Origin of the sequence: Haladaptatus salinisoli (genome assembly GCF_020614375.1) — an archaeon.
In the GTDB taxonomy this organism is placed as follows: domain Archaea; phylum Halobacteriota; class Halobacteria; order Halobacteriales; family Haladaptataceae; genus Haladaptatus; species Haladaptatus salinisoli.
The window spans coordinates 1,994,371-2,015,335 of sequence record NZ_CP085327.1 but is presented as its reverse complement, the minus strand read 5'-3'; the positions used below and the strand labels follow the sequence as shown (position 1 = coordinate 2,015,335).

Here is a 20,965-nt window from a genome sequence, read left to right as displayed (position 1 = left end):
GGGACTCCGCGTTTAACCGAACCCGGAAAACGGAGGCGCTTTCCGATTGGCGTGTGCTAGCGCCCCGGACGGAATTGATTCGAACGCTCGAAAGCGAACGAGGGTCGCGGGGAAGGGCTTAAACCGCGTCGGGTGGTACAATTTTCCATGAAGCACGTGACGATTCCGCAGGACAGAATTGGCGTTCTCATCGGCGAAGGCGGTGAGACGATGCGAGAAATCGAGAGTCGTGCGGACGTGCGCCTCGACATCGACTCCGATAACGGGTCGGTCCGGGTCGAACAGACGGGCGATCCGGTCCGGGGGCTGAAAGCGCCGGAAATCGTCAAAGCGATCGGTCGCGGATTCGCCCCGGAAGACGCGCTCGCGCTGCTCGCCGACGACCTGATGCTGTTCGACATCGTGGATATCGACGCCGCCGCCCGCAACAAGAACGACCTCCAGCGCCAGAAAGGCCGACTCATCGGCGAGAACGGTCGAACGCGCCAACTGATGGAGGAACTCACCGGCGCGGACGTGGTCATCTACGGGACGACGCTCGGCATCATCGGCCAACCGCAGCAGGTCGAGGCCGTCCGGAGCGCCGCCGAGATGCTCCTCGACGGTGCCCCCCACGGCGCGGTGTACTCGTTCCTCGAACGGAAGCGCAACGAGATGAAACGACAGGGAATGGAGTACCACCAGTTCACCGGCTGATTTTCACCGACAGTTCGTTTTCACTTATAAATATTCGCCGTCGTCGCGTACTGCTCGGTCACGTCCGGCGGTTGCGGTAGGTTCTCATACGCCTAAGAAAAGGTTTATATAGAATCGCATTCAACCCATCTGTTGACTATGTCACAGCCAATGGGTAATCAACCCCTCATCGTTCTCTCGGAAGACAGCCAGCGAACCTCGGGGCGCGACGCCCAGTCCATGAACATCACCGCCGGCAAGGCGGTTGCGGAGGCCGTACGCACCACGCTCGGCCCGAAGGGGATGGACAAAATGCTCGTCGATTCGATGGGCGACGTGGTCGTCACGAACGACGGCGTCACCATCCTCAAGGAGATGGACATCGAGCACCCGGCGGCTAACATGGTCGTCGAAGTCGCCGAGACGCAGGAAGACGAAGTCGGCGACGGAACGACCAGCGCGGTCGTCGTCGCGGGCGAACTCCTCCAGAAGGCCGAGGACCTCCTCGAACAGGACATCCACGCGACCACGCTCGCGCAGGGATACCGACAGGCCGCCGAGAAGGCCAAGGAAGTCCTCGAAGACATCGCCATCGACGTCGACGCCGACGACTCCGAGTACCTCCGGAAGATCGCCGCCACGGCGATGACCGGCAAGGGTGCGGAGAGCGCCAAGGAACACCTCGCCGAACTCGTGGTCGACGCCGTCCAGAGCGTCGCCGACGAGGAGGGTATCGACACGGACAACATCAAAGTCGAGAAGGTCGTCGGCGGCACCATCGACAACTCCGAACTCGTCGAGGGCGTCATCATCGACAAGGAGCGCGTCCACGACAACATGCCGTACTTCGCCGAGGACGCCAACGTCGCCCTCATCGACGGCGCACTCGAAATCAAGGAGACGGAGATAGACGCCGAGGTCAACGTCACCGACCCCGACCAGCTCCAGCAGTTCCTCGACCAGGAAGAGAAACAGCTCCGTGACATGGTGGACACGCTGGTCGACGTCGGCGCGGACGTCGTCTTCGTGGACGGCGGCATCGACGACATGGCCCAGCACTTCCTCGCGCAGGAAGGCATCCTCGCCGTCCGCCGCGCGAAGTCCAGCGACATGGAGAAACTGGCCCGAGCGACCGGCGCTCGCCTCGTGAGCAGCGTCGACGACATCACCGAGGACGACCTCGGGTTCGCCGGTAGCGTCGCCCAGAAGGACGTCGGCGGCGACCAGCGCATCTTCGTCGAGGAAGTCGAAGAGGCCAAGTCCGTCAGCCTCATCCTCCGCGGCGGCACGGAACACGTCGTCGACGAAGTCGAGCGCGCCGTCGAGGACAGCCTCGGCGTCGTTCGCGTCACGCTCGAAGACGGCAAAGTGCTCCCCGGCGGCGGCGCTCCGGAGACGGAACTCGCCCTCGCCCTGCGCGACTACGCGGACAGCGTCGGCGGCCGCGAGCAGTTGGCCGTCGAAGCGTTCGCCGATACGCTCGAAGTCATCCCGCGCACCCTCGCCGAGAACGCGGGTCTCGACCCCATCGACTCGCTCGTCGACCTGCGAAGCCAGCACGACGGCGGTAGCACCAGCGCGGGTCTCGACGCCTACTCCGGCGACATCGTCGACATGGAGGAGGACGGCGTCGTCGAACCGCTCCGCGTGAAGACGCAGGCGGTCGAGAGCGCCACCGAGGCGGCCGTCATGCTCCTGCGCATCGACGACGTCATCGCCGCGGGCGACCTCAAGGGCGGCGGCAGCGACGACGACGACGAAGGCGGCGCGCCCGGCGGTGCCCCCGGCGGCATGGGCGGCATGGGCGGCATGGGCGGCATGGGCGGCGCGATGTAAAATCGGCCAATCGGCCGCGCAACATCTCACGCCGCAGACGAACCGTTTTCGACGGAGTTCCCGTTTCGAACGCGACCTATCTTTTCGCGGCCTCGTACTACTCGGTCAGCGCGAGGTACGGTTCGAGGGCGCTCCCGCGTTCGGTGAGCGCGACGCTGTCGCCCTCGACGGTGACGAAGCCCGCGTCTTCGAGCCTCGGGGAGTGGACCGTGATGGAGTCGGGCGGAAAGCCGCCTCGCGTCGACGAACGCCTCGAACTCGCCGCCGGTCGCCCGGACGATGAACGGAGGAGCACGCCGTCGCCACTAATTGCTGTTCGAGTTTGACGGTCATCTCCGGGACTGCTTCGAGCGTCGATACGAGAACGAGGTACGGAGCGCGAATCGTGAACTCCGCGATGACGCTTACGAGCGAGACGACGCGTCCCGTGCTCTAAGAGCGACTGGTCATTCGTCCACTTCGAGCTTGAACTGCTCGTGCTCGCTCGGAGCGTTCAGCACGACGCTCGTGTTGCTCTCTTTGATGTCGGGGTCGATGAGCAGTTTCTTTATCTGCTCGTTCATCCCGTCCGTGTCCCTGAACTTCCCGATGGCGATGATGTCGTAGTCGCCCGTCACTTCGTAGACGCTTATCATCTGGTCGTGGTCCTGCAGCCGTTCGGTCACCTCCGGCAGCGCGTTCCCTTCGACCTTCAACTGGACGATGGCCGTCACGTCGTACCCCAGCGCGTCGTAATCGACGCGGGGGGTGTACCCCCGAATGACGCCCTTTTCCTCTAAATCCGTCAGGTGGTTCGAGATGGTCGTCACCGACACGTCCAGTTTCTCGGCGAGGCTTCGCAAACTTGCTCGACCGTCACCGAGTAGCTCATTTACCAGTTTAGCATCCAGATTTTCGTACGTCATTACACCAACCAACCCGCTCCTCACATTAGAATTTAACGAATATCCAATTCTGGGCAAAAATTGCACGATTGACCAACCGTTACTGTTTTAATGATGGATGTATTTGCATGTGGTGTCGATAAAGATGACGGATGGAAATATTGCCACCGCGAAGGAGTCCGGTTTGTCGAAAGAAGAGCAGGAGGTGCTCGACGAAATCGAGCGCGAGAACGTCGATTTCGTTCGGCTCCAGTTCACGGACATCACTGGGACGGTCAAGAACGTCAGCATCCCGGCCCACCAAGTCGAGAAGGCGTTCGACGAGGGAATCTGGTTCGACGGCTCTTCCATAGAAGGGTTCGCGCGCATCCAAGAGAGCGACATGCGACTCGACCCCGACCCGTCGACGTTCACCGTCCTCCCGTGGCGTTCCGACGGCGAGACCGCGAGCGCCCGTCTCATCTGCGACGTGGTGAACACCGACGGGACGCCGTTCGACGGCGGCCCCCGGCAGGTGCTGAAGCGCGTTCTCTCGAAGGCGAAGGAGATGGGCTACACCGTCAGCATCGGCCCCGAACCCGAGTTCTTCCTCTTCGAGAAGGACGAAGAAGGAAAGGCGACGACCGTCCCGCACGATTCCGGGGGCTACTTCGACCTCGCACCGAAGGACATGGCGAGCGACGTGCGTCGGGAGGTCATCTTCACGCTGGAACAGATGGGCTTCGAAATCGAAGCCAGCCACCACGAAGTCGCGGACGGCCAGCACGAGATCAACTTCAAGTACGACGACGCGCTCTCCGCGGCGGACAACATCGCCACTTTCCGGGCCGTGGTTCGCGCCGTCGCCGAGCAGAACGGCATCCACGCCACGTTCATGCCCAAGCCCATCGCCGAGATTAACGGGTCGGGGATGCACGCCCACATCAGCCTCTTCGACGAGGACGGCAACGCCTTCGCCGACGAGGACGACGAGTTCAACCTCTCGGAGACGGCGTACAAGTTCATGGGCGGCGTCCTCGAACACGCCCCGGCGTTCACCGCCATCACCAACCCGACCATCAACTCCTACAAGCGTCTCGTCCCCGGATACGAGGCACCGGTCTACATCGCGTGGAGCGACGTGAACCGGTCGGCGCTCATCCGCGTCCCGGACGCCGCCGGGACGAGTTCGCGCTTCGAGATTCGCAGCCCCGACCCGTCGTGCAATCCCTATCTCGCGCTGGCGGTCATCATCGAGGCCGGGCTGGACGGAATCAAGAACGACATCGACCCCGGCACCCCCGTCCGCGACGATATCTACGAGTTCGACGAGGAGAAGCGGGAAGAACACGGTATCACGCTCCTCCCCGGACGGCTCATGGACGCGCTAGACGCGCTCGAAGCCGACGAAGTCGTGTGCGAGGCCCTCGGCGACCACGTCACCGAGAAGTTCATCGAAGCGAAGCGGAGCGAGTACGACGAGTACAAGACCTACGTCTCCGGCTGGGAGAAAGCGAAGTACTTGGAGAAGTTCTGAGACGGTCGCCGCGAACCCTTCTTTCACGAATCTACTCGTCGCCCACCGACCCGACCGACGACGCGCGGATAGGCGAGGATACCCCCCTGCGAGACGGCGTTGATGACGAACACCGCCGAGAGCGGAACCGACAGGCGGAGTCCGACGTAGGACAACGCGCCGAGCAACAGCAGGCCGACGACCGCCGCGGCGGGGCCGACCCGGTCGTTCAACGGATGGTCCATCGCGAACCACGCCACCAGCGCGCCGGTCGTGCCGCCGAACGCGGCGACGGAGTCGACCGTCCAGTTTCGCGGAGCGACGAGCACCGCGACGACCATCGCCGCGAACGCGATTCCGGCGGCGAGCGCGAACGTCGGCCGCGGTCGCCAGTCCAGCCCCCGAACGACGACGGCGAGGTAGGCGAGGCCGACGAGGACGCCGACTATCACGTCGACGGCGAAGTGGACGCCGATGACGAGTCTGGAGAGCGCGACCAGCGCGACGACGGTGGCCGCGACCGCCACGCGGACGTGATGGTGGGAGCGCTCGATGGACAGCGCCAGCAGTCCCCAGACGACCGTCGAGCCTATCGCGTGACCGCTCGGGAAGCCGTAGCCCGACGCGTGGACGAACTGGAGCGCCGCGCGCGGGCGCGGGAGGCCGAACAGCCCCTTCAACAGGAGCGTCAGCGCGAGCGCGCCGAGGGTCGCGCCGAGGACGAAACCCCACCGCTCGCGGTCGTCGCCGAACCAGTAGAGCAACGAGAGGAGGACGAAGAGGAACCACGCGTCTCCGAGTTGCGTCACGTACACGAACGCCTCGGGTGCCCACCCCGGGAGGACTTCGCGGAGGAACTCGATGACGCCCCAACCCCTCGACATAGTTAGGAACGCCAGTCCCTGATGCGCCCGCCGACGCGCGCCGGAACGCCCGCCGCGCTGACGCCGAAGCCGACGAGCACCATGAGGGTGTAGAGCCCGAGCGTCGAGAGCCAGATTACCAGCATCGCGCCGATGGCCCAACCGGCTTCGAGCCAGCGGAACGCGGCGACCGTCATCGCCGTTCCGTACAAGAGAACGAGATACGGACCCCACCCGCGCGCGTGCCCGCGACGCATGCGGCTCCGGACGTATCGTTTCAGCTCCGATTCCAGTTCGGGTTTTCGAACCGTGCGCTCGTCGACGTCGTGCTCGAACTCCTCGAACTCCGACCGAAGGCGTTCCACGTCGTCGTGTAGCTCGAGAATGTCCGGTGCGGACTGCTCTGTATCGTCGGTCATGTACTCTCCTCGGTCTTCCTGCTGTCTTTTCTTGGTTCCTCCCGCGTCTTTAGTTTTCCTGTACCCCTGTCCGGCGAGGACGGCGTTCACGACGACGCCGAGCAGGATGAGTATCGCTCCGAAGTAGAGCCACCACACGAGCAGGAGCGCACCGCCGAGCACGTCGAACGCGGTGAACTGGCTCAGCGAGACGTACACCTGAAAGAACGCTTGCAGGGCAGTCAAGCCGACCGTCGCCACCGCCGTGCCGGGAAGCGCCTCTCGAATCGTGAGTTCGGTGTCCGGAAAGAAGTAGTACAGCGGGAGAAATATCGGCACGAGCGCGAAGAGGAGAATGAGGGAGGTGATGGTCTCCGCGAACGGAAGCCACGGGAGCGACGAGAGGGCGATGTTGACGAGAGCGATACCCGTGACCGCGAGCGAGATAACCGCGAGCACCACGAGCGCGTCGGTCGACGTCTCGAAAAACGACTCCTCGGTGTCCACGCCGTAGACGCGCGAAAACGCTTCGTCGAGGCCGCGGAACACCCGAAGCGTCCCCCACGTGAGGACGAGGACGCCGACGACCGTCGCACCGCCCCGTCCCGACACGTCCGTGAGGGCGTTTTCGACGACCCGCTGCGCCTTCGGCGAGAGATAGCTCTGGACGGTCGCGAGGATGTCGTTGGCGAACGTCTCGCCGCCGACGAACGACGCGAGCGCGAGCGCCAGCAGCAGGGCGGGGAGTATCGAGACGAACGCGTAGTAAGCGATCCCGGCCGCGAGGAACGTTATCTCCTGTTCACGTGCCCGCTCGACGATTTCGCGCGCGGTTGCTCGGAGAGTCACGTGCGCTGTTTCCACGAAATCGCACAAAAAATTTCGCTACGGTCGCGTGGCGGTTCGAATCTCCGCGACGCTCGCCGGCGTCTTGAACGTCGTTCCGCCGTAGTGCGTGCGCGACGCCTCGTACCCCGCGTCTCGAAGTCGAGTCAGGAACTCGTCCATGCCGGAGGCGGAGCGCGTCCACTCCTTGCAGAGGCGGTGTTGGTCGTAGTGGGTCGGTTCGCGGAGTTCGCCTTCGAGCGCGTCGAGGAGCTTTCTCGCGCGTTTCGCGGTTCCCATCTCCTCGGTCACTTCCCCGCGAACGTCGGCGACGAACTCGGCGTCGTGGGTCGGCCCGAGCCAGACGGGGCCGGCCGTGAGGACGCGGTCGCTCTCGCACGCCGGACAGGCGTCGAGGGGGTCGGCGACGAGTCCGTGGTCGTACTCGCGGTGGAGGCAGTCTTCGCAGTGGTAGATGTGACCCAGTTCGTCGACGGCGGCGTTCGCGTCGGTCGCGCTGTGGTCGAGTTCGAGGTACGTCCGGACGTAGTGGTTCGTCGCGTGCGTGAGGACGGGCGTGACCCCCGCGTCGTACCGGGCGGCGGTCCGGGCGAGCGCGGAGAGGAGGATGCGGACGCCCATCTCGGCGTGGTAATCGGTGTTCCGCGGAATCGCGCCGTACTTTCTGACGCCGCTGCGGAAGTGCGCCCCGCAGAGCGGCGCGGTGTCGGTCGCCGTGACGCAGACGAGGTCGCGGGTGTTGGCGAACGCGGCGTCGGCGAAGGGAATCGGCGTGCCGAAGGGGTCGATGTCCACCACGTCGAACACCGACTCGTGCATGAGCGCGTTGGCGTTCCGGTGGACGGCCTCGCCCGGGAGGTCGTTGCGCTCGAAGTTCGCCCGGCAGAGTTCGACCGCCTCGGGGTCGATGTCCGCGCAGGTCGCGTCCCAGTCGTTCTTCGCGGCGCGCACGCCGCGGATACCGGAGGCGGCCATCGCGTCGAGGTAGCTCTCCGCCCGCGGTTCGCGGTCGCGGTACGCTCGCAGGACGGCCACCGTCAGGTCGCGGTTCAACTCCTGTACCGGGTTGAAGAACACGTCGTCGGTGATTTTATCGCCGTCCTGTTCGGGGACGGCCACCTCGACGTCACCTTCGCGGACGTTCATGGTCCGAAGTCGGGGTCGCGGCGCGAAAAGGCGTACGGAACGAGCGCGAAAACGCCGCTCGGGAGGATGGTCGCGTTTCGGCGGCGGCCGGCGGGCGAGGTGCTTCCGGAGGCGGGACCGCGTTCCCGTCGTCGGCGGTTCCGACGACGAACGGGACGATCGCCGTCAGGTACCGGAACGAGTTTATTTCACCCGTCCGAACCGACGGACCGTGTCTCCCGAGAGTCGTCCGCGCTCGTCCGAGGAGGGGACGCCGTGACCCCCGTCGAGCGGTGGCAGGGCGAACTGGCCGACGTCGGAAAGCTCACCCCGGCGGTCGTCCGGCGCATCCTCGCGGTTCACGACGACCGGGGGCGACAGGCCATCGAGGCGGTCTCCGAGCGACGGGTCAAGGAGTACCGCGATTTCGTGGTCGTCGTCGGTTTCGAGGACGAGTACATCGTGGAGAACGGTTGCACGTGCAGGGACAGCGAGTACAATCTCGATCCGGACGACCCGACCGCGCTGTGCTGGCACGTTCTGGCCGCGGAAATCGCCCGACGCGTCGACGCGATGGATAACCACGATATGTGGTACTCGGACGTGCGCGAGTTCCTGTGAACGCGGTCTCGTTGCTATCGATCGAGCGCCTGACCGACACAGAAAGCATTTAGCGAACTCCAGTCTATCTGAAATCATGTCCTCTTCGTTTCTCGAAGGGACGTTCTCGCCCTCTGCGGCGTCGCTATCGGCCTCGGAACCGCGGGCTGTCTCGGAGCATCACGGAACGATCCCGAATCTCACGAAATCACCGTCTCGAAGACTACCCGGAAGTCCACGACGACTCCCACACGGTCCGAAACGTCCACACAGTCGACGATAGCACCGTCTACCCTGTCGGACGAGGACGCCGAAGACCGTGCGCTTGCCGCCGAATAAGGACACCTCGCGAATGCACCTCCTCCCCATCAGAGCTCTTTCTCGATGACGTACCCCCATCGGTCGTAATTTCGCTTCTCATAGTACTGGTGCACCTCCTCTTTCGAGACAGGCGACGCCAACGCGACGTACTCGCAATCGTTCTGCTTCGCCCACTTTTCAACGAACCGAACGAGTTCGGTTCCGTATCCCTCTTCTCTCCGGGGTTCGTCGACAACGAGGTCGTAGAGCCACGCGTGGCGCCGATGATGGAGCACTTGTTGAATCACGACTCCCGCTACTCCGACGAGTTCGTCGTCAGCGAATCCACCGAACAATCGGTACTCTTCCTCGCCAGTCCACGCAACGATTTCGTCACGATCACGGTCAGTCCACAGTTGTTGAAGGAGTGGCGCTGCCGCTCGGCGTTCACTCTCCCCTTCTAGCACACGAACGTCCATGCGCACTCGTATGGATATCAGAAGAAAAAAGTGAGCATTATTCGATATCGATCCTGCCGTTAGACGTGTTCGAACGTTCGCTCCTGGATGGTGCTGTCGAAAGTCTCCACCGTCCCGAGTTCACACGGGGTCCGCATCCCACTCGTCCGCAATGATTCCGAAGTAATAGTAGCTCACATACTCACCGTCGGAGTAGAACTCGTCGCGTTGAAACCCTTCCTGCGTAAAGCCGAGCGACTCCCAAATCTGCTTCGAGGCGGCGTTCGATTCTTGGACGCGTGCGATGAGTTTGTGGAGACGAAGTTGCTCGAAGCCGTAGTCGACGACGAGCGCCACGGCATCTGTTCCGTAACCGTTGCCCCATTCGTCCGGCGTGATCCAGAGGCCGATTTCACCCTTTCCTCGCTGATAGTCGAGCGAGAAAAGCCAGAGGAGACCGACCGGCGTCTCATCGACACAGATGAGAAAGTAGATGCAATCCTCGCTCTCGGTGACTCGTTCTTCGTGAAACGTCTGCTGTTGCGCGTGATTCGAGGGAGTGTATCGTCCGACGTTATTGCGGATTCGCGGGTCGTTGAACCCTTCTCGTATAAACGCGAGATCTTCCTCTTCGACCGTGTGTAGAGTGATCGTATCGCCGCGGAGATACGCTGGGCCGGGCATTCGTATTGGTAGTATTGACGAACCTCGTTGTATATCCCCGCTTTTTCAGAAATCGATACGGAATCTGTTTTCCAGCCGAGCGGTCGGACCTGCTCACCACTTCGGGTAGAGATGCTACTTCTCGGAGAGATACCGGTGTAAATGTCGGAGAGGGGAACTGGTGAGCTCGCACCACTAAAATTTCAACTCGTTATAAATCCCGACGCCACCCCATCCCGATGCGCCGTTGGACTCAGTCCTCGCCACAGATCTCGACGAAGTTCCGGAGTATTCGCAACCCCGTCTCGCCGCTCTTCTCGGGGTGGAACTGGGTGCCGAAGACGGTTCCCGACTCGTCCGCGATGACGCTGGGAAACCGGGTTCCGTAGTCGGTCGCGGTCACCGTGGCGTCGTCGTTCTCGGGGACGGCGTAGTACGAGTGGACGAAGTAGGCGTACTCGCCGTCGACGCCGTCCACGAGCGGGTGGTCGCGCTCCACCGACAGTTCGTTCCACCCCATGTGCGGAACTTTCTGTCCGTCCGCGAATCGAACGTTCGTCCCCGGAATCAGGTCGAGTCCGGTCACGTCGCCCTCGCCGACGTGTTCCGCTTCCTCGCTCGTCGTCAACAGCATCTGCATCCCGAGACAGATGCCGAACACCGGCGTCCCGCCTCGCGCGGCGTCGACGAGCGCGTCTCGGTACGGGTCGGCGTTTTCGACCCCCTCGCGGAACGCCCCCACGCCCGGGAGGACGATTCCGTCCGCCGCATCGAACGCGGCGGGGTCGTCGGAGACGTCGACGTTCGCTCCCGCGCGTTCGAGTCCCTTGACGGCGCTCCTGAGGTTGCCGAGTCCGTAATCGACCACGACGACCGACGCCGTCCGTTCGGTCCGGTCGGAGAGAGTCGCGTCCATGGTCGCGGGTACGAACCAAGTACGCAAGTTCCTTCCGTTTCGGGAACCTTCGAGGCGCGTCGTTCGATAACCGTTCTCTTCTGTATGGATAGTGAAGCTATGATAGAAAAATATGAAGACGTATCATTAAACTGCATAAGAGTAAAATGACTCGATAATGACGAAACGGCGAACGTTCATCAAGGCAGCAAGCGCGGCGAGTGTGCTCGGTTTGACGGGTGCGGCCGGCTGTGTCGGAAAGCTCGGCGAGCAGCCGTACGTCGACGGGAAGCTCGAGTTCCTGTTGTCGCCGAGGAGTCGCAAGAGCAGATGATGGCGCAGTACACGCCGATCGAAGACCGATTCGAGAGCTACGTCGGAGCGGTCGACTCGGTCGAGCTGAAGTACGCGAGCGACTACAGCGCGACGCTCACCGCGCTCGACAGCGGAACCGCAGACGTCGCCGAAACCGGCCCGTTCGCCGCCGCGCTCGGCGTCAAGAACGAGCGCGCGGGACTGCTCGAATCCGTCCGGAACCTCGGCGACGCGAATCGGTGGTTCGGCACGAGCGAGGGGAACTGACTTTCCGCCGTTCGTCACTACGTTTAAATAATTCCTGCTGGTGAGTACGGTCATGGATTCCTCGCCCTCCTCGCTCTCCAGACGGGGCTTTCTTTCGGCCTCCGGAACCCTCGGCGCGGCCGCCGCGGTCGGCCGCGCTCAGACGACCACCACCGAACCGCCCGCCGGGGACGCGCCGGAACCGGAGTGGACGGTGTCCGGGTCGAACGTCGAGGCGTACTATCCCCTCGCCACTGGAGACGGGACGGTGTACGCGGTCAGCGTCTCCGATTCGAACGCGAACGACCCGCGACGGCTTACCGTTCACGCCTTCGGACTCGCGGACGGGAACGAGAAGTGGACCGTTTCGTTCCCGTCGCTGTACAACCTGTTCGTCGAGGGGGGCACCGTTTACGCCGTGGCGACCGTCGGCGAGGGGCGGACGGGGCGAGAATCTGCGTTCGTCGCGCTCGACCCGAAGAGCGGCGACGAACGATGGCGGTGTCCGCTCGGCGACCACTCGTACGGCGTGGAGTTCGGCGGCGGAAACGCCTACGTATCGAACCAATCCGAAGTCACCGCAATCGACCTGAACGCCGGAGAGAAGGCGTGGGAGGAGTCGTTCGGGATGGAACGACACGTCTATCGACTCGTTCACGTCGGCGATACGGTGTACGTCGGCTCGTCGAACGATATCGAAGCTCGCTCCGCGAAGGACGGTAGAAAACGCTGGGGAGCGGCGGAGCGGGGGCTGGACGGCGTTCGCCTGACGCTCGCCGACCGGGAGCGCGCGTACTGCGAGAGCGAGGGTGCGTCGCTCGCGCTCGACCCCGCGGACGGCTCCAGATTGTGGTCGGTTGCCACGGACGGTACGGTCCCGCGACCGGTCTTGCACGACGGCACGCTGTACCGGTGGGGGAAGAAGCTCTCCGCGATAGACGTGACAGAGGGGAGCGTACGCTGGCGGTACGACGCCAAAATGGTGAACGGATACGAACCCATCGTGGGCGACGGCGCGGTGTTCTCGGCGACGCGAGGAGCCATCTCCGCGGTCGATTTCGACGGGACGGAACGCTGGACGTTCGAACTCCCCACCGGCGACGACTTCTATCGATTCTGGGGCGACGTCCACGACGGTATCGGCTACTTCCTGCACGGCGCCCGCCTCTACGCGCTGTCCGCCGACGACGGAACGCTTCGGTGGTCGTTCCAGGCGGACCCGTCCGTCACGATGGCGACCGCCGCGGGGGATCGAATCGTCGTCGGAACGGAGGGAGCGCTGTACGGATTCGACCGACGACGCCCGTTTCTCGCCGCGGTCGTGGACGACACGACGGACTTTCTCGGGTCCGGCGTCGGTCTCGCCTTCTCCGGGATTCTCGTCGGAACCGGCGCGTTCGCGGCGTACCGCCGACTGAACGAGGACGAGGACCCGCCCGCCGTCGACCCGGAGCCGAAATTGGAGTACGGTCGCCTCGAGCGCCTCGCCGCGGACGAGTTCACCGAAACGTACCTCGTCAGAAAGCACACCGACGACGGGCCGTCGGTCGTGCGGGAGAAGCGTCTGACCGACCCGGATCTCGCGGAGACGTTCCGCGCGGCGGTCGAGCGATGGGCCGACCTGAGCGACCGGACGGGGGTCGTACCGGTGCTCGACCACGGCGACGAGTGGATCGAACTACCCGAGTACGAGGGCGGGTCGCTCGCCGACGACGGCCGACCGCTGGCGGAGCGAATCGACGCCCTCTCGGAAGCGAACGCGGCGGTTCACCGCGCCCACGCCGACGGACTGGTCCACGGCGGACTCGACCCGGGAACGATTCTCGTCGACGGCGACGGGACGGCGGACGTGAGCGACTGGGAACTCGCCGCCGCGCTCGGCGAGCGGGGCGACCCCTCGCCGTACGCTCCGCCCGAGCAGGTCGCGGGCGGGGAACCCGACGAACGAACCGACGTCTACCGCCTCGGCGCGACCGCGTACTTCCTCGTGACCGGAGCGGCACCCGCCGACGTCTCGCCGGGCGAAATCGAGCGAGCGGTCCGACGAGCCGACCCGACGCTCCCGCGAGCGGTGGACGAGGTGCTATCGACCGCGCTGGCCGACGACCCGACCGACCGGTACGAGTCGGTCGTGAAGTTCGACGACATGCTCCGGTGGGCGGCGTTTCGGGCTTGAGTCGTCCGGGAAAGAACGAAATAGCTCGAAGACGTCCGACAGTTCGGGGGTATCGAGTGTGGTCACCGCGCTACTGGTAGTGGGATTGTTCGTCGCCGCGTTCGTCGGCTACAACATCGGCGGTTCGTCCACGGGGGTCGCGTTCGGCCCCGCCGTGGGGAGTCGAATCATCGGAAAGGTCGGAGCGGCGGCGCTCTTCACCGGGTTCGCGCTCTGGGGCGGGTGGACGGTCGGGCGGAACGTCATCGAGACCATGAGCGAGGGCATCGTTCCGGCGAGCCAGTTCACCCTGGGGTCGAGCATCGTCGTGCTCTTTTTCGCCGGGTTCGCGCTCCTCATCTCGAACCTCTACGGCGTGCCCGCGTCCACGTCGATGACCGCCGTGGGAGCCATCGTCGGACTGGGGCTCGCCACCGACACGCTGAACGAGTCGCTCATGTTCACCATCGTCTCGGCGTGGATCGTCGCGCCCTTGCTCGCGTTCGCGGTCGGACTGTTCATCGGGCGCTACCTCTACCCGCACATGGAGGCTCGACTCACGTTCACCCGAATCGAAGACCGGTTGGTTCGAATCGACCGCTCCGGATCGATCCCGCGGCCCGCGCTCGGGAGGGGGGTCAGCGCGCGCGACGTGGTCGGGTCGCTCTCGGTGCTCCTCATCGCCTGCTACATGGGGTTCAGCGCGGGCGCGTCGAACGCGGCGAACGCGGTCGCGCCGCTCGTCGGGAACGGCGCGATCACCGTCGAAGAGGGAATCCTGCTCGCCATCGGGGCCATCGGCCTCGGCGGGTTCACCATCGCTCGCCGGACGCTCGCCACCGTCGGCGAAGGAATCACCGACCTGCCGATTCTGGCGGCGCTCATCGTCTCGCTCATCGGCGCGACCGTCATCACCGTCCTCTCGCGCCTCGGCATCCCCGCGAGTCTCGCGGTGAGCACCACCTCGTGCATCATCGGACTGGGCTGGGGTCGCGCCAGCCGCGCGGTGACCGTCGCCGAGTTGGCGGAGACCGCCGTGACGAGCGACCCGACGCCGGACGCCGACCTCTCGACGGGCGCGCTCATCGCCGAGACGAGCGAAACCGAGGTTCCGCCCGGCCCGACCATCGGCGAGGTCGCGGAGGGCGAGACGTCCGCTCCGCCCGCGTCCCGCGACGGCGGCGAGACGCCCGAGGTTCCGCCCATCGGCGAGGAGGACATCGAGGAACTGGCGGCGGAGAGCCTCTTCGACCCCGCGGCGACGAGCCGAATCGTCGTGCTGTGGATTCTCTCGCCGACCCTCTCGGCGGTCGGCTCGTACGTCCTCTTCGAGTTCGTCTTGAGCACGGGCTAAGTCCCCCGCCGCTCGTGGCAGAAAGAGAGAAAATCGCTTTACTGACCCGCGGTTGTTTCCGCGAGTATGGGGGAGCACGTACTCGTTTCGCTCGATGGGTCGGAAGCGGCGGAGGCGGCGCTGGACTACGCGCTGACGATGCCCGACGTCGAAATCACCGTCATCACCGTCGTCAACCCCTTCGACACCGACTCGCTGTCGCCGGGGTATCAGTCGCCGCTGGGGAAGGCGGGGATGCCCGCCTACTCGCAGGAGTGGTACCAGAAGGAGTGGGACAGCGCGAAGGAACTGCACGAGGAGCTGCGCGAGCGGGCGGACGAACGCGGCGTTCCGTTCGAGAGCGTCGTCAAGTTGGGGTCGCCGTCGCGCCAGATACTCGTCTACGCCAAGGAGAACGACGTGGACCACATCGTCGTCGGAACGCGCGGTCCGGGGGACATCTCGAACGTCCTCCTCGGGTCCGTCGCCGAGACGGTCGCGCGCCGCGCGCCGATGACGGTGACCATCGTTCGGTGATGCGGTCCCTAGAACTCGCCAAGACTCGACTGGCCGCCGCTCGACCCCGCCAGCGTCGCCGCCTTGTCGATGGCGTTCCGGAACGTCGACTCCTGGCTCCGGTCGTAGAGCGTCGCCGCCGGATGGACGCAGACGAGCACGTCGCGCACCTCGCCGCCGAGTTCGGCGTTGGCCATCGTCCCGGCCTCGCGCGTCACCGCCACGTCGCGGCCGAGGAGGTGTTCGCTCGGCACCTTTCCGAGGGTGACGACGACGTCGGGGTCGACGAGCGCTATCTCGCGCTCCAGGTACTCGCGGCAGTTGTCGAGTTCCTCCTTCGTGGGGTCGCGGTTCTCCGGCGGGCGACAGCGCACGCAGTTCGTGATTCGAACGTCGGCGCGCGAGAGACCGTGGTCGCGTAACCCCTCGTCGAGCACCGACCCGCTCCTGCCGACGAACGGTTCGCCCCGCTCGTCCTCGCGCGCGCCCGGCCCCTCGCCGACGAAGAGGACGTCCGCGTCCTCCGGCCCTGCGCCGTTGACGATTCGGCTCCGGCAGTCGACCAACGCCGGACAGCGCGTGCACTCGGTGACTTCCAGTCCCTCCATCGTACCCATAATCGGCGCAACGGAGGGGACGTATTAAACCCCCTCGGCCCGCCACTCGTCGGCGGCGCGGGCGGCCGTGCGCGCCACTCGGAGGGGTTCCGGTCGGCCGCCCTCCGGCGTGAACGCCCCGACCACGTCGCGGGCCTCCTCCCCGTCGATGCCGACGCTCCGGACGAAGACGGTCTGGTCGTTGACCGCGAGTCTCCGCCGCGCGGGTTGTCTCCGGTAGACCTCCCGTCGCCGGTCGAGTTCGTCGCCGGAGAACTCGGCTTCGAGCGAGTCCCGGAGGCCGTCACTCTCCTCGAAGGTGACGGAGATGACGGGGCGGTCGACCGCCTCGTGAACGCGGTGCATGTCGAGCACGTTGTACCACGCCAGCGCGATGCCGCTGACGAGGACGTAGCGCACGTCCTCGCGGTCGAGGCGCTCCGCGAGGTCGACGACCGAGTCGGTCACGTCCGTTCCGCCCACGGTACAGGTTCCGAAAACGAAGCCGTCGACGACTCGGCTCGCGCGCACGACGACGCCGGCGAGCGTGCTGGTCGGTCCGTCGTACGATTCCGCGACCCCGAGCGCCCGGACGCCGGGTTTCACGCTACTCGTCGTTTTTGATTTCCGAGAGGCGGTCCAAGAGTTCGTCGTTCGACGCGCCGATTTCGAAGTCGACGCTCCCCTCGTGGTTGTGCTCCGACGTGTTTACGCCGCTATCGTCGTCCAAATCGGCGTCGTACTCCCGGTTCTCCTGTTCGGACTCGTCGTAGCTCCCAAAACCCATGTGTGTATCACGATAGGGACTTGGGATACTAAAATTGCTCGCCGCCCGTCACATCTTTGGTACGGGATGCGAAACGGCCCACCATGCAAGTCGTCAACGTCACTGCCGACGCGGAGACGTTCACGTGCAACGCCTACCTCGCGCTCGGCGACCGTCCGGTCCTCGTGGACGCCGGGGCGATGGACGGCGTCGTGGACGCGATACGCGAACGCACCGACGAACTCGACGCGGTCGTACTGACCCACCAGCACGGCGACCACGTCCAACGACTCGACGCCGTGCTGGACGCCTTCGACGCCGACCTCGCCGCCTACGGCTCCCACCCGCGCCGCGACGTCGCGCTCGAGGACGGCGACGCCGTTCGAATCGGCGACGAGGAGTTCGAGGTCGTCCACACGCCGGGGCACGCCGACGACCACGTCGCCTTCGTCGGCGACTCGACCATCTTCAGCGGCGACGTGGTCGTCCACGACGACGGCGCGTTCGACTACGGGAGTTTCGGGCGCACCGACATGGCCGGCCAGTCCCGCGAGGAGTTGATAGAAAGCATCCGCGAGATACTCGACCGGATGCCCGACTCGGTCGAGCACATGTACGCGGGACACGGCGACGAGTTCCACGGGGACGTTCGGGACGTCGTCGAAACCGCGCTCGAACGCGCCGAGAAGCGCGAACCGAAGTATCCCGAGTGACGCCCGGACGCCGGGCGACGCCCGAGCGCCGCTCGTCCGTCGATTTTCGCCACGTCGGTGCCGCGACTTCGGGTCGCTCCCCGCGTTACCGCGAAGGGGGGCTTTAAGCCGCCCTGCCACCACCGCACACGCATGCAGGTGGCCATACTCGCTCACGAGAAGTTCCCCGACCGCGCGAAGACGGCGGTCGGAATCCTGCGCTACGCCGACTACGACGTGGTCGCCGTGCTCGACCGCGACCGGGCCGGCGAGCGCGTCGGCGACTATCTGCCGGACGTGCAAGACGCCCCCATCGTCGCCGGGATGGACGACGCGCCGGACGCGGACGCGCTCGTCGTCGGCATCGCGCCCATCGGCGGCGGCTTCGACGATTCCTGGCGCGCCGACGTTCGAACGGCGCTGGAGCGCGGCTGCGACCTCGTCTCGGGACTGCACTACTTCCTCGAAGACGACGAGGAGTTCGCCCGACTCGCCGCGGAGAACGGCTGCGACATCTGGGACGTGCGGAAGCCGCGCGACGACCTCACCGTCAGCAAAGGCGTGGCGAAGGACGTGGACGCGGAGGTCGTGCTCACGGTCGGCACCGACTGCTCCGTCGGGAAGATGACCGCGACCCTCGAACTGCTGGAAGCCGCCCGAGAGCGGGGCGCGGACGCCGGCTTCATCCCGACCGGCCAGACCGGAATCATGATAGACGGGTGGGGGAACCCCATCGACCGCGTGGTGAGCGACTTCGCCGCCGGGGCGGTCGAAGAGATGATCCTGGAGCGCGGCGACGAGTACGACTACCTCTTCGTGGAGGGGCAGGGAAGCATCGTCCACCCCGCTTACTCCGCCGTGACCTGCGGCATCCTCCACGGGTCGATGGCCGACAAACTCGTCCTCTGTCACGAGGCGGGCAAGGAGGTCATCCACGGGTACGAATCGTTCTCCCTGCCGCCGATTTCCGAGTACGTCTCGCTCTACGAGGACCTCGCCCGACCGGTCCACGAGACGGAGGTCGTCGCCGGGGCCATCAACACCTCGGGGATCGAGGACGGCGACGCGGCCCGCGAGGCGATTCGGTTGTACGAATCCGCCCTCGGCGCGCCGGCGACCGACCCGGTCCGCCACGACGCGGACGACGTGCTGGAGGCGATACTGTGACCCTCACGACCTCGTTCGAGCGACTCACCCTCCCGCTCGAACGCCCGTTCACCATCTCGCGGGGGACCCAGACGACCGCCGAGAACGTCGTCGTCCGAATCGAGGACGACGCGGGGAACGTCGGCATCGGCGGGGCGGCTCCCTCCGAACACTACGGCGAGACGGCGGCGACGGTCGAGGCGGTGTTGCCCGACCTGCTCGCCGTCGTCGAATCGGCCGGCGACCCCCACGCGCTCGCCCGAATCGAGCGCGAGATGCGCGAGACGGTGAACCGAAACCCGGCGGCGCGCTGCGCGGTGAGCATCGCGCTCCACGACCTCGCGGCGAAGCGCGCCGACCTCCCGCTCTACCGGTACTGGGGGCTCGACCCCGCGGAAAGCGTCGAGACCTCGTTCACCATCGGTATCGACGAGACCGAGGTGATGCGCGAGAAGACCGAGGAGGCGGTCGAAGCCGGCTACGGAACGCTGAAGGTGAAAGTCGGCACCGACCGCGACGAGGAGATAGTCGGGACGGTTCGGAACGCCGCCCCCGACGCGACGATTCGAGTGGACGCGAATCAGGCGTGGAGTCCGCGCGAGGCGATACGGAAAATCGACGCGCTCGCCGAGTACGACGTGGAGTTCGTCGAACAGCCGGTTCCGGCCGAGAATCCGGACGGGATGCGGTTCGTCCGGGAGCGCGCCGCCCTCCCCATCGCGGCCGACGAGTCCTGCGTGACGCTCGAAGACGTCCCGCGAATCGCCGACAAGGCCGACATCGCCAACCTGAAACTGATGAAGTGCGGCGGACTCCGCGAGGCGATGCGGATGATACACACCGCGAGAGCGCACGGGATGGAGGTCATGCTCGGCTGCATGATAGAGAGCAACGCCAGCATCGCCGCGGCCTGCCACCTCGCGCCGCTGCTCGACTACGCCGACGTGGACGGGTCGCTCCTGCTCGCCGAGGACGAGTACGAGGGCGTCCCGATGCCGAACGGGCGGATAGACCTCGAAACCGGGCGGCCGGGAACCGGCGCGCGCCGGTGACCGACCCTCAGAGTTTTCCCGCCCGCTCCGCGCGAAAGCCGACCATCTCGTCGTACCCGTCGGTGGACATCAACACCGGGTAGAAGGGGCGGTCGGCGCGCAACTCCTCGCCCGCCTTCCGGGCGAACACCTCCCCTTCCTCGACGCGGACGAAGTTCTCGCCGACGAACTCGTAACCGCGCCCCGTCACCGCGTCGAACACGCGGTACAGTTCGGGCGTCCCCCCCTCCGAGAGCGCGTCGAGCGCGCCCGTCGAACCGAGGACGTTGCGGAGGACGCGCTCCGCGTTTCGCGCCGCCCGCTCGGTGCCGCGAAGTCCGCACTCGACCGCCGCGCCGTCGACGTGGTCGACGAGACCGCCGGCGACGTAGCTGATGTCCACCACGCGACCGACGCCGGTCGCCCGCGCGATTCGTTTCGTCCGGTCGTTCAGCCGCGAGACCAGCGCGAACGGGTCGGGGTGCGAGCGCGTCGAGTGGAAGTCGAGAACGGCGCAGCCGCGCAGTTCCGACAGGAGCGCCGCCGCGAGTTCGGATTCGTGCGTCGGCCCGTCGGGGTCGCCCGGGAACGCGCGGTTCAGGTCCTCGTCGACGCACCGGGCGTCCGCCGCGATAGCTTCCTCGTTGGCGACGACGAATCGGACGGGGCGTTCGAACGTCGGCTCCTCTGCCAGCACGCGCTCGACGGCGGTCTTCCCGCACGGTTCGTCGCCGTGGAGGCACGCGACGACCGCGAGTTCGGGCGTCCCGTCGCCGACGGTTCTGACGCGCATCTACGGCGGGGTGCACGCAGACCGCCGACTTGAGGCTGTGGGTTCGCCGTCACGCGTCGCTGGTTCGCAGCCGAATCTCCTTGTCGGTTATCTCGTCGATGGCGTCCGGCGGGAGCGGGTGGACGTCCTTCGACTCGTCGCCCCAGCCGAGCATCACCCTGTACTCGTCCACGATGCTCGGGTCGGGGTCGATGTACGCCGTGCCGTCGCTCACCCGAGCGACGATGCCGATCTTCTGGTCGTCCACGTTGAACACCGGTTTTCCTTCGTCGTCGTCCGTCGGTGCGTGGCGCATACGTACCGTTCGCTCGCCGGGATTATCAGGGTAATTGCCGAGA

25 protein-coding genes are annotated in these 20,965 nt (G+C 65.6%); 12 read left to right on the top strand and 13 right to left on the bottom strand.

From position 1 onward, the window contains the following. Positions 1-147 precede the first annotated feature (147 nt). Positions 148-696, top strand: coding sequence for a KH domain-containing protein (locus LIX00_RS10970; protein WP_227353227.1), 549 nt, complete (start codon positions 148-150; stop codon positions 694-696). A 150-nt stretch (positions 697-846) separates the two neighbouring features. Further along, positions 847-2,511 (top strand): thermosome subunit alpha, encoded by a 1,665-nt coding sequence (gene thsA, locus LIX00_RS10965; RefSeq protein ID WP_227355694.1) that lies wholly within the window; start codon positions 847-849, stop codon positions 2,509-2,511. 97 nt (positions 2,512-2,608) lie between these two features. On the opposite strand, the gene LIX00_RS10960 is transcribed toward thsA, so the two are convergent. Beyond that, the gene (locus tag LIX00_RS10960) at positions 2,609-2,806 is read right to left on the bottom strand and encodes a hypothetical protein (RefSeq protein WP_227353226.1); all 198 of its coding nucleotides are present in this window, start codon (positions 2,804-2,806) and stop codon (positions 2,609-2,611) included. Between the two features lie 151 nt (positions 2,807-2,957). Then, complete coding sequence (gene lrp / locus LIX00_RS10955; protein ID WP_227353225.1) at positions 2,958-3,416, bottom strand: HTH-type transcriptional regulator Lrp; 459 nt, start codon at positions 3,414-3,416, stop codon at positions 2,958-2,960. A gap of 124 nt (positions 3,417-3,540) precedes the next feature. Here lrp and glnA point away from each other — a divergent pair, with 124 nt between their 5' ends. Then, positions 3,541-4,911 (top strand): type I glutamate--ammonia ligase, encoded by a 1,371-nt coding sequence (glnA, locus tag LIX00_RS10950; protein WP_227353224.1) that lies wholly within the window; start codon positions 3,541-3,543, stop codon positions 4,909-4,911. Positions 4,912-4,934: 23 nt separating this feature from the next. On the opposite strand, the gene LIX00_RS10945 is transcribed toward glnA, so the two are convergent. Genes LIX00_RS10945 through LIX00_RS10935 form a run of 3 tightly spaced genes read right to left on the bottom strand, consistent with a single transcriptional unit; the run spans position 4,935 to position 8,143 of the window. After that, the gene (locus LIX00_RS10945) at positions 4,935-5,774 is read right to left on the bottom strand and encodes a phosphatase PAP2 family protein (RefSeq protein WP_227353223.1); all 840 of its coding nucleotides are present in this window, start codon (positions 5,772-5,774) and stop codon (positions 4,935-4,937) included. A 2-nt stretch (positions 5,775-5,776) separates the two neighbouring features. Next, complete coding sequence (locus LIX00_RS10940) at positions 5,777-7,000, bottom strand: YihY/virulence factor BrkB family protein (protein ID WP_227353222.1); 1,224 nt, start codon at positions 6,998-7,000, stop codon at positions 5,777-5,779. Between the two features lie 36 nt (positions 7,001-7,036). Next, complete coding sequence (locus tag LIX00_RS10935) at positions 7,037-8,143, bottom strand: tRNA (guanine(26)-N(2))-dimethyltransferase (RefSeq protein WP_227353221.1); 1,107 nt, start codon at positions 8,141-8,143, stop codon at positions 7,037-7,039. 255 nt (positions 8,144-8,398) lie between these two features. On the opposite strand from LIX00_RS10935, the gene LIX00_RS10930 reads away from it, so the two are divergent. After that, positions 8,399-8,743, top strand: coding sequence for a hypothetical protein (locus LIX00_RS10930; RefSeq protein ID WP_227353220.1), 345 nt, complete (start codon positions 8,399-8,401; stop codon positions 8,741-8,743). Positions 8,744-9,090: 347 nt separating this feature from the next. Here the strand turns inward: LIX00_RS10930 and LIX00_RS10925 are convergent, their stop codons facing one another. The 3 genes from LIX00_RS10925 to hisH form a co-directional block, all read right to left on the bottom strand. After that, complete coding sequence (locus LIX00_RS10925) at positions 9,091-9,501, bottom strand: GNAT family N-acetyltransferase (protein WP_227353219.1); 411 nt, start codon at positions 9,499-9,501, stop codon at positions 9,091-9,093. Positions 9,502-9,621: 120 nt separating this feature from the next. Beyond that, on the bottom strand, positions 9,622-10,164 hold the full coding sequence (locus tag LIX00_RS10920; protein WP_227353218.1) for a GNAT family N-acetyltransferase: 543 nt from the start codon (positions 10,162-10,164) through the stop codon (positions 9,622-9,624). 232 nt (positions 10,165-10,396) lie between these two features. Beyond that, entirely contained in the window at positions 10,397-11,059 is a 663-nt protein-coding gene (gene hisH, locus LIX00_RS10915; RefSeq protein WP_227353217.1) for an imidazole glycerol phosphate synthase subunit HisH, read from the bottom strand. Between the two features lie 157 nt (positions 11,060-11,216). Between hisH and LIX00_RS10910 the strand changes: the two genes are divergently transcribed. From LIX00_RS10910 to LIX00_RS10890, 5 genes are all read left to right on the top strand, one after another. Then, positions 11,217-11,372 carry a hypothetical protein gene (locus LIX00_RS10910; protein WP_227353216.1) on the top strand — a complete coding sequence of 52 codons (156 nt, stop codon included), beginning with the start codon at positions 11,217-11,219 and terminating at the stop codon, positions 11,370-11,372. Next, positions 11,369-11,620 (top strand): PhnD/SsuA/transferrin family substrate-binding protein, encoded by a 252-nt coding sequence (locus tag LIX00_RS10905; RefSeq protein ID WP_227353215.1) that lies wholly within the window; start codon positions 11,369-11,371, stop codon positions 11,618-11,620. The genes LIX00_RS10910 and LIX00_RS10905 overlap by 4 nt, the downstream gene beginning before the upstream one ends. Before the next feature lie 52 nt (positions 11,621-11,672). Next, positions 11,673-13,775 (top strand): outer membrane protein assembly factor BamB family protein, encoded by a 2,103-nt coding sequence (locus LIX00_RS10900; protein WP_227353214.1) that lies wholly within the window; start codon positions 11,673-11,675, stop codon positions 13,773-13,775. Positions 13,776-13,833: 58 nt separating this feature from the next. Further along, positions 13,834-15,108, top strand: coding sequence for an inorganic phosphate transporter (locus LIX00_RS10895; protein ID WP_227353213.1), 1,275 nt, complete (start codon positions 13,834-13,836; stop codon positions 15,106-15,108). A 66-nt stretch (positions 15,109-15,174) separates the two neighbouring features. After that, positions 15,175-15,624, top strand: coding sequence for a universal stress protein (locus LIX00_RS10890; protein ID WP_227353212.1), 450 nt, complete (start codon positions 15,175-15,177; stop codon positions 15,622-15,624). Between the two features lie 8 nt (positions 15,625-15,632). On the opposite strand, the gene LIX00_RS10885 is transcribed toward LIX00_RS10890, so the two are convergent. Genes LIX00_RS10885 through LIX00_RS10875 form a run of 3 tightly spaced genes read right to left on the bottom strand, consistent with a single transcriptional unit; the run spans position 15,633 to position 16,986 of the window. Beyond that, on the bottom strand, positions 15,633-16,220 hold the full coding sequence (locus LIX00_RS10885) for a uracil-DNA glycosylase (protein WP_227353211.1): 588 nt from the start codon (positions 16,218-16,220) through the stop codon (positions 15,633-15,635). Positions 16,221-16,244: 24 nt separating this feature from the next. Beyond that, on the bottom strand, positions 16,245-16,805 hold the full coding sequence (locus LIX00_RS10880) for an endonuclease dU (RefSeq protein WP_227353210.1): 561 nt from the start codon (positions 16,803-16,805) through the stop codon (positions 16,245-16,247). Between the two features lies 1 nt (position 16,806). Then, positions 16,807-16,986 carry a DUF5786 family protein gene (locus LIX00_RS10875; RefSeq protein WP_227353209.1) on the bottom strand — a complete coding sequence of 60 codons (180 nt, stop codon included), beginning with the start codon at positions 16,984-16,986 and terminating at the stop codon, positions 16,807-16,809. An 83-nt stretch (positions 16,987-17,069) separates the two neighbouring features. Between LIX00_RS10875 and LIX00_RS10870 the strand changes: the two genes are divergently transcribed. The 3 genes from LIX00_RS10870 (at position 17,070) to LIX00_RS10860 (ending at position 19,855) form a co-directional block, all read left to right on the top strand. Beyond that, positions 17,070-17,678 (top strand): MBL fold metallo-hydrolase, encoded by a 609-nt coding sequence (locus tag LIX00_RS10870; RefSeq protein ID WP_227353208.1) that lies wholly within the window; start codon positions 17,070-17,072, stop codon positions 17,676-17,678. Between the two features lie 132 nt (positions 17,679-17,810). Further along, positions 17,811-18,824, top strand: a complete 1,014-nt coding sequence (locus LIX00_RS10865) for an N-acetyltransferase DgcN family protein (protein ID WP_227353207.1) — start codon at positions 17,811-17,813, stop codon at positions 18,822-18,824. Then, complete coding sequence (locus LIX00_RS10860; RefSeq protein WP_227353206.1) at positions 18,821-19,855, top strand: dipeptide epimerase; 1,035 nt, start codon at positions 18,821-18,823, stop codon at positions 19,853-19,855. The genes LIX00_RS10865 and LIX00_RS10860 overlap by 4 nt, the downstream gene beginning before the upstream one ends. Positions 19,856-19,862: 7 nt before the next feature. On the opposite strand, the gene LIX00_RS10855 is transcribed toward LIX00_RS10860, so the two are convergent. Further along, entirely contained in the window at positions 19,863-20,627 is a 765-nt protein-coding gene (locus LIX00_RS10855; RefSeq protein ID WP_227353205.1) for a M14 family metallopeptidase, read from the bottom strand. Between the two features lie 49 nt (positions 20,628-20,676). Then, positions 20,677-20,922, bottom strand: a complete 246-nt coding sequence (locus LIX00_RS10850) for a DUF8593 domain-containing protein (RefSeq protein ID WP_227353204.1) — start codon at positions 20,920-20,922, stop codon at positions 20,677-20,679. Positions 20,923-20,965: the final 43 nt, after the last annotated feature.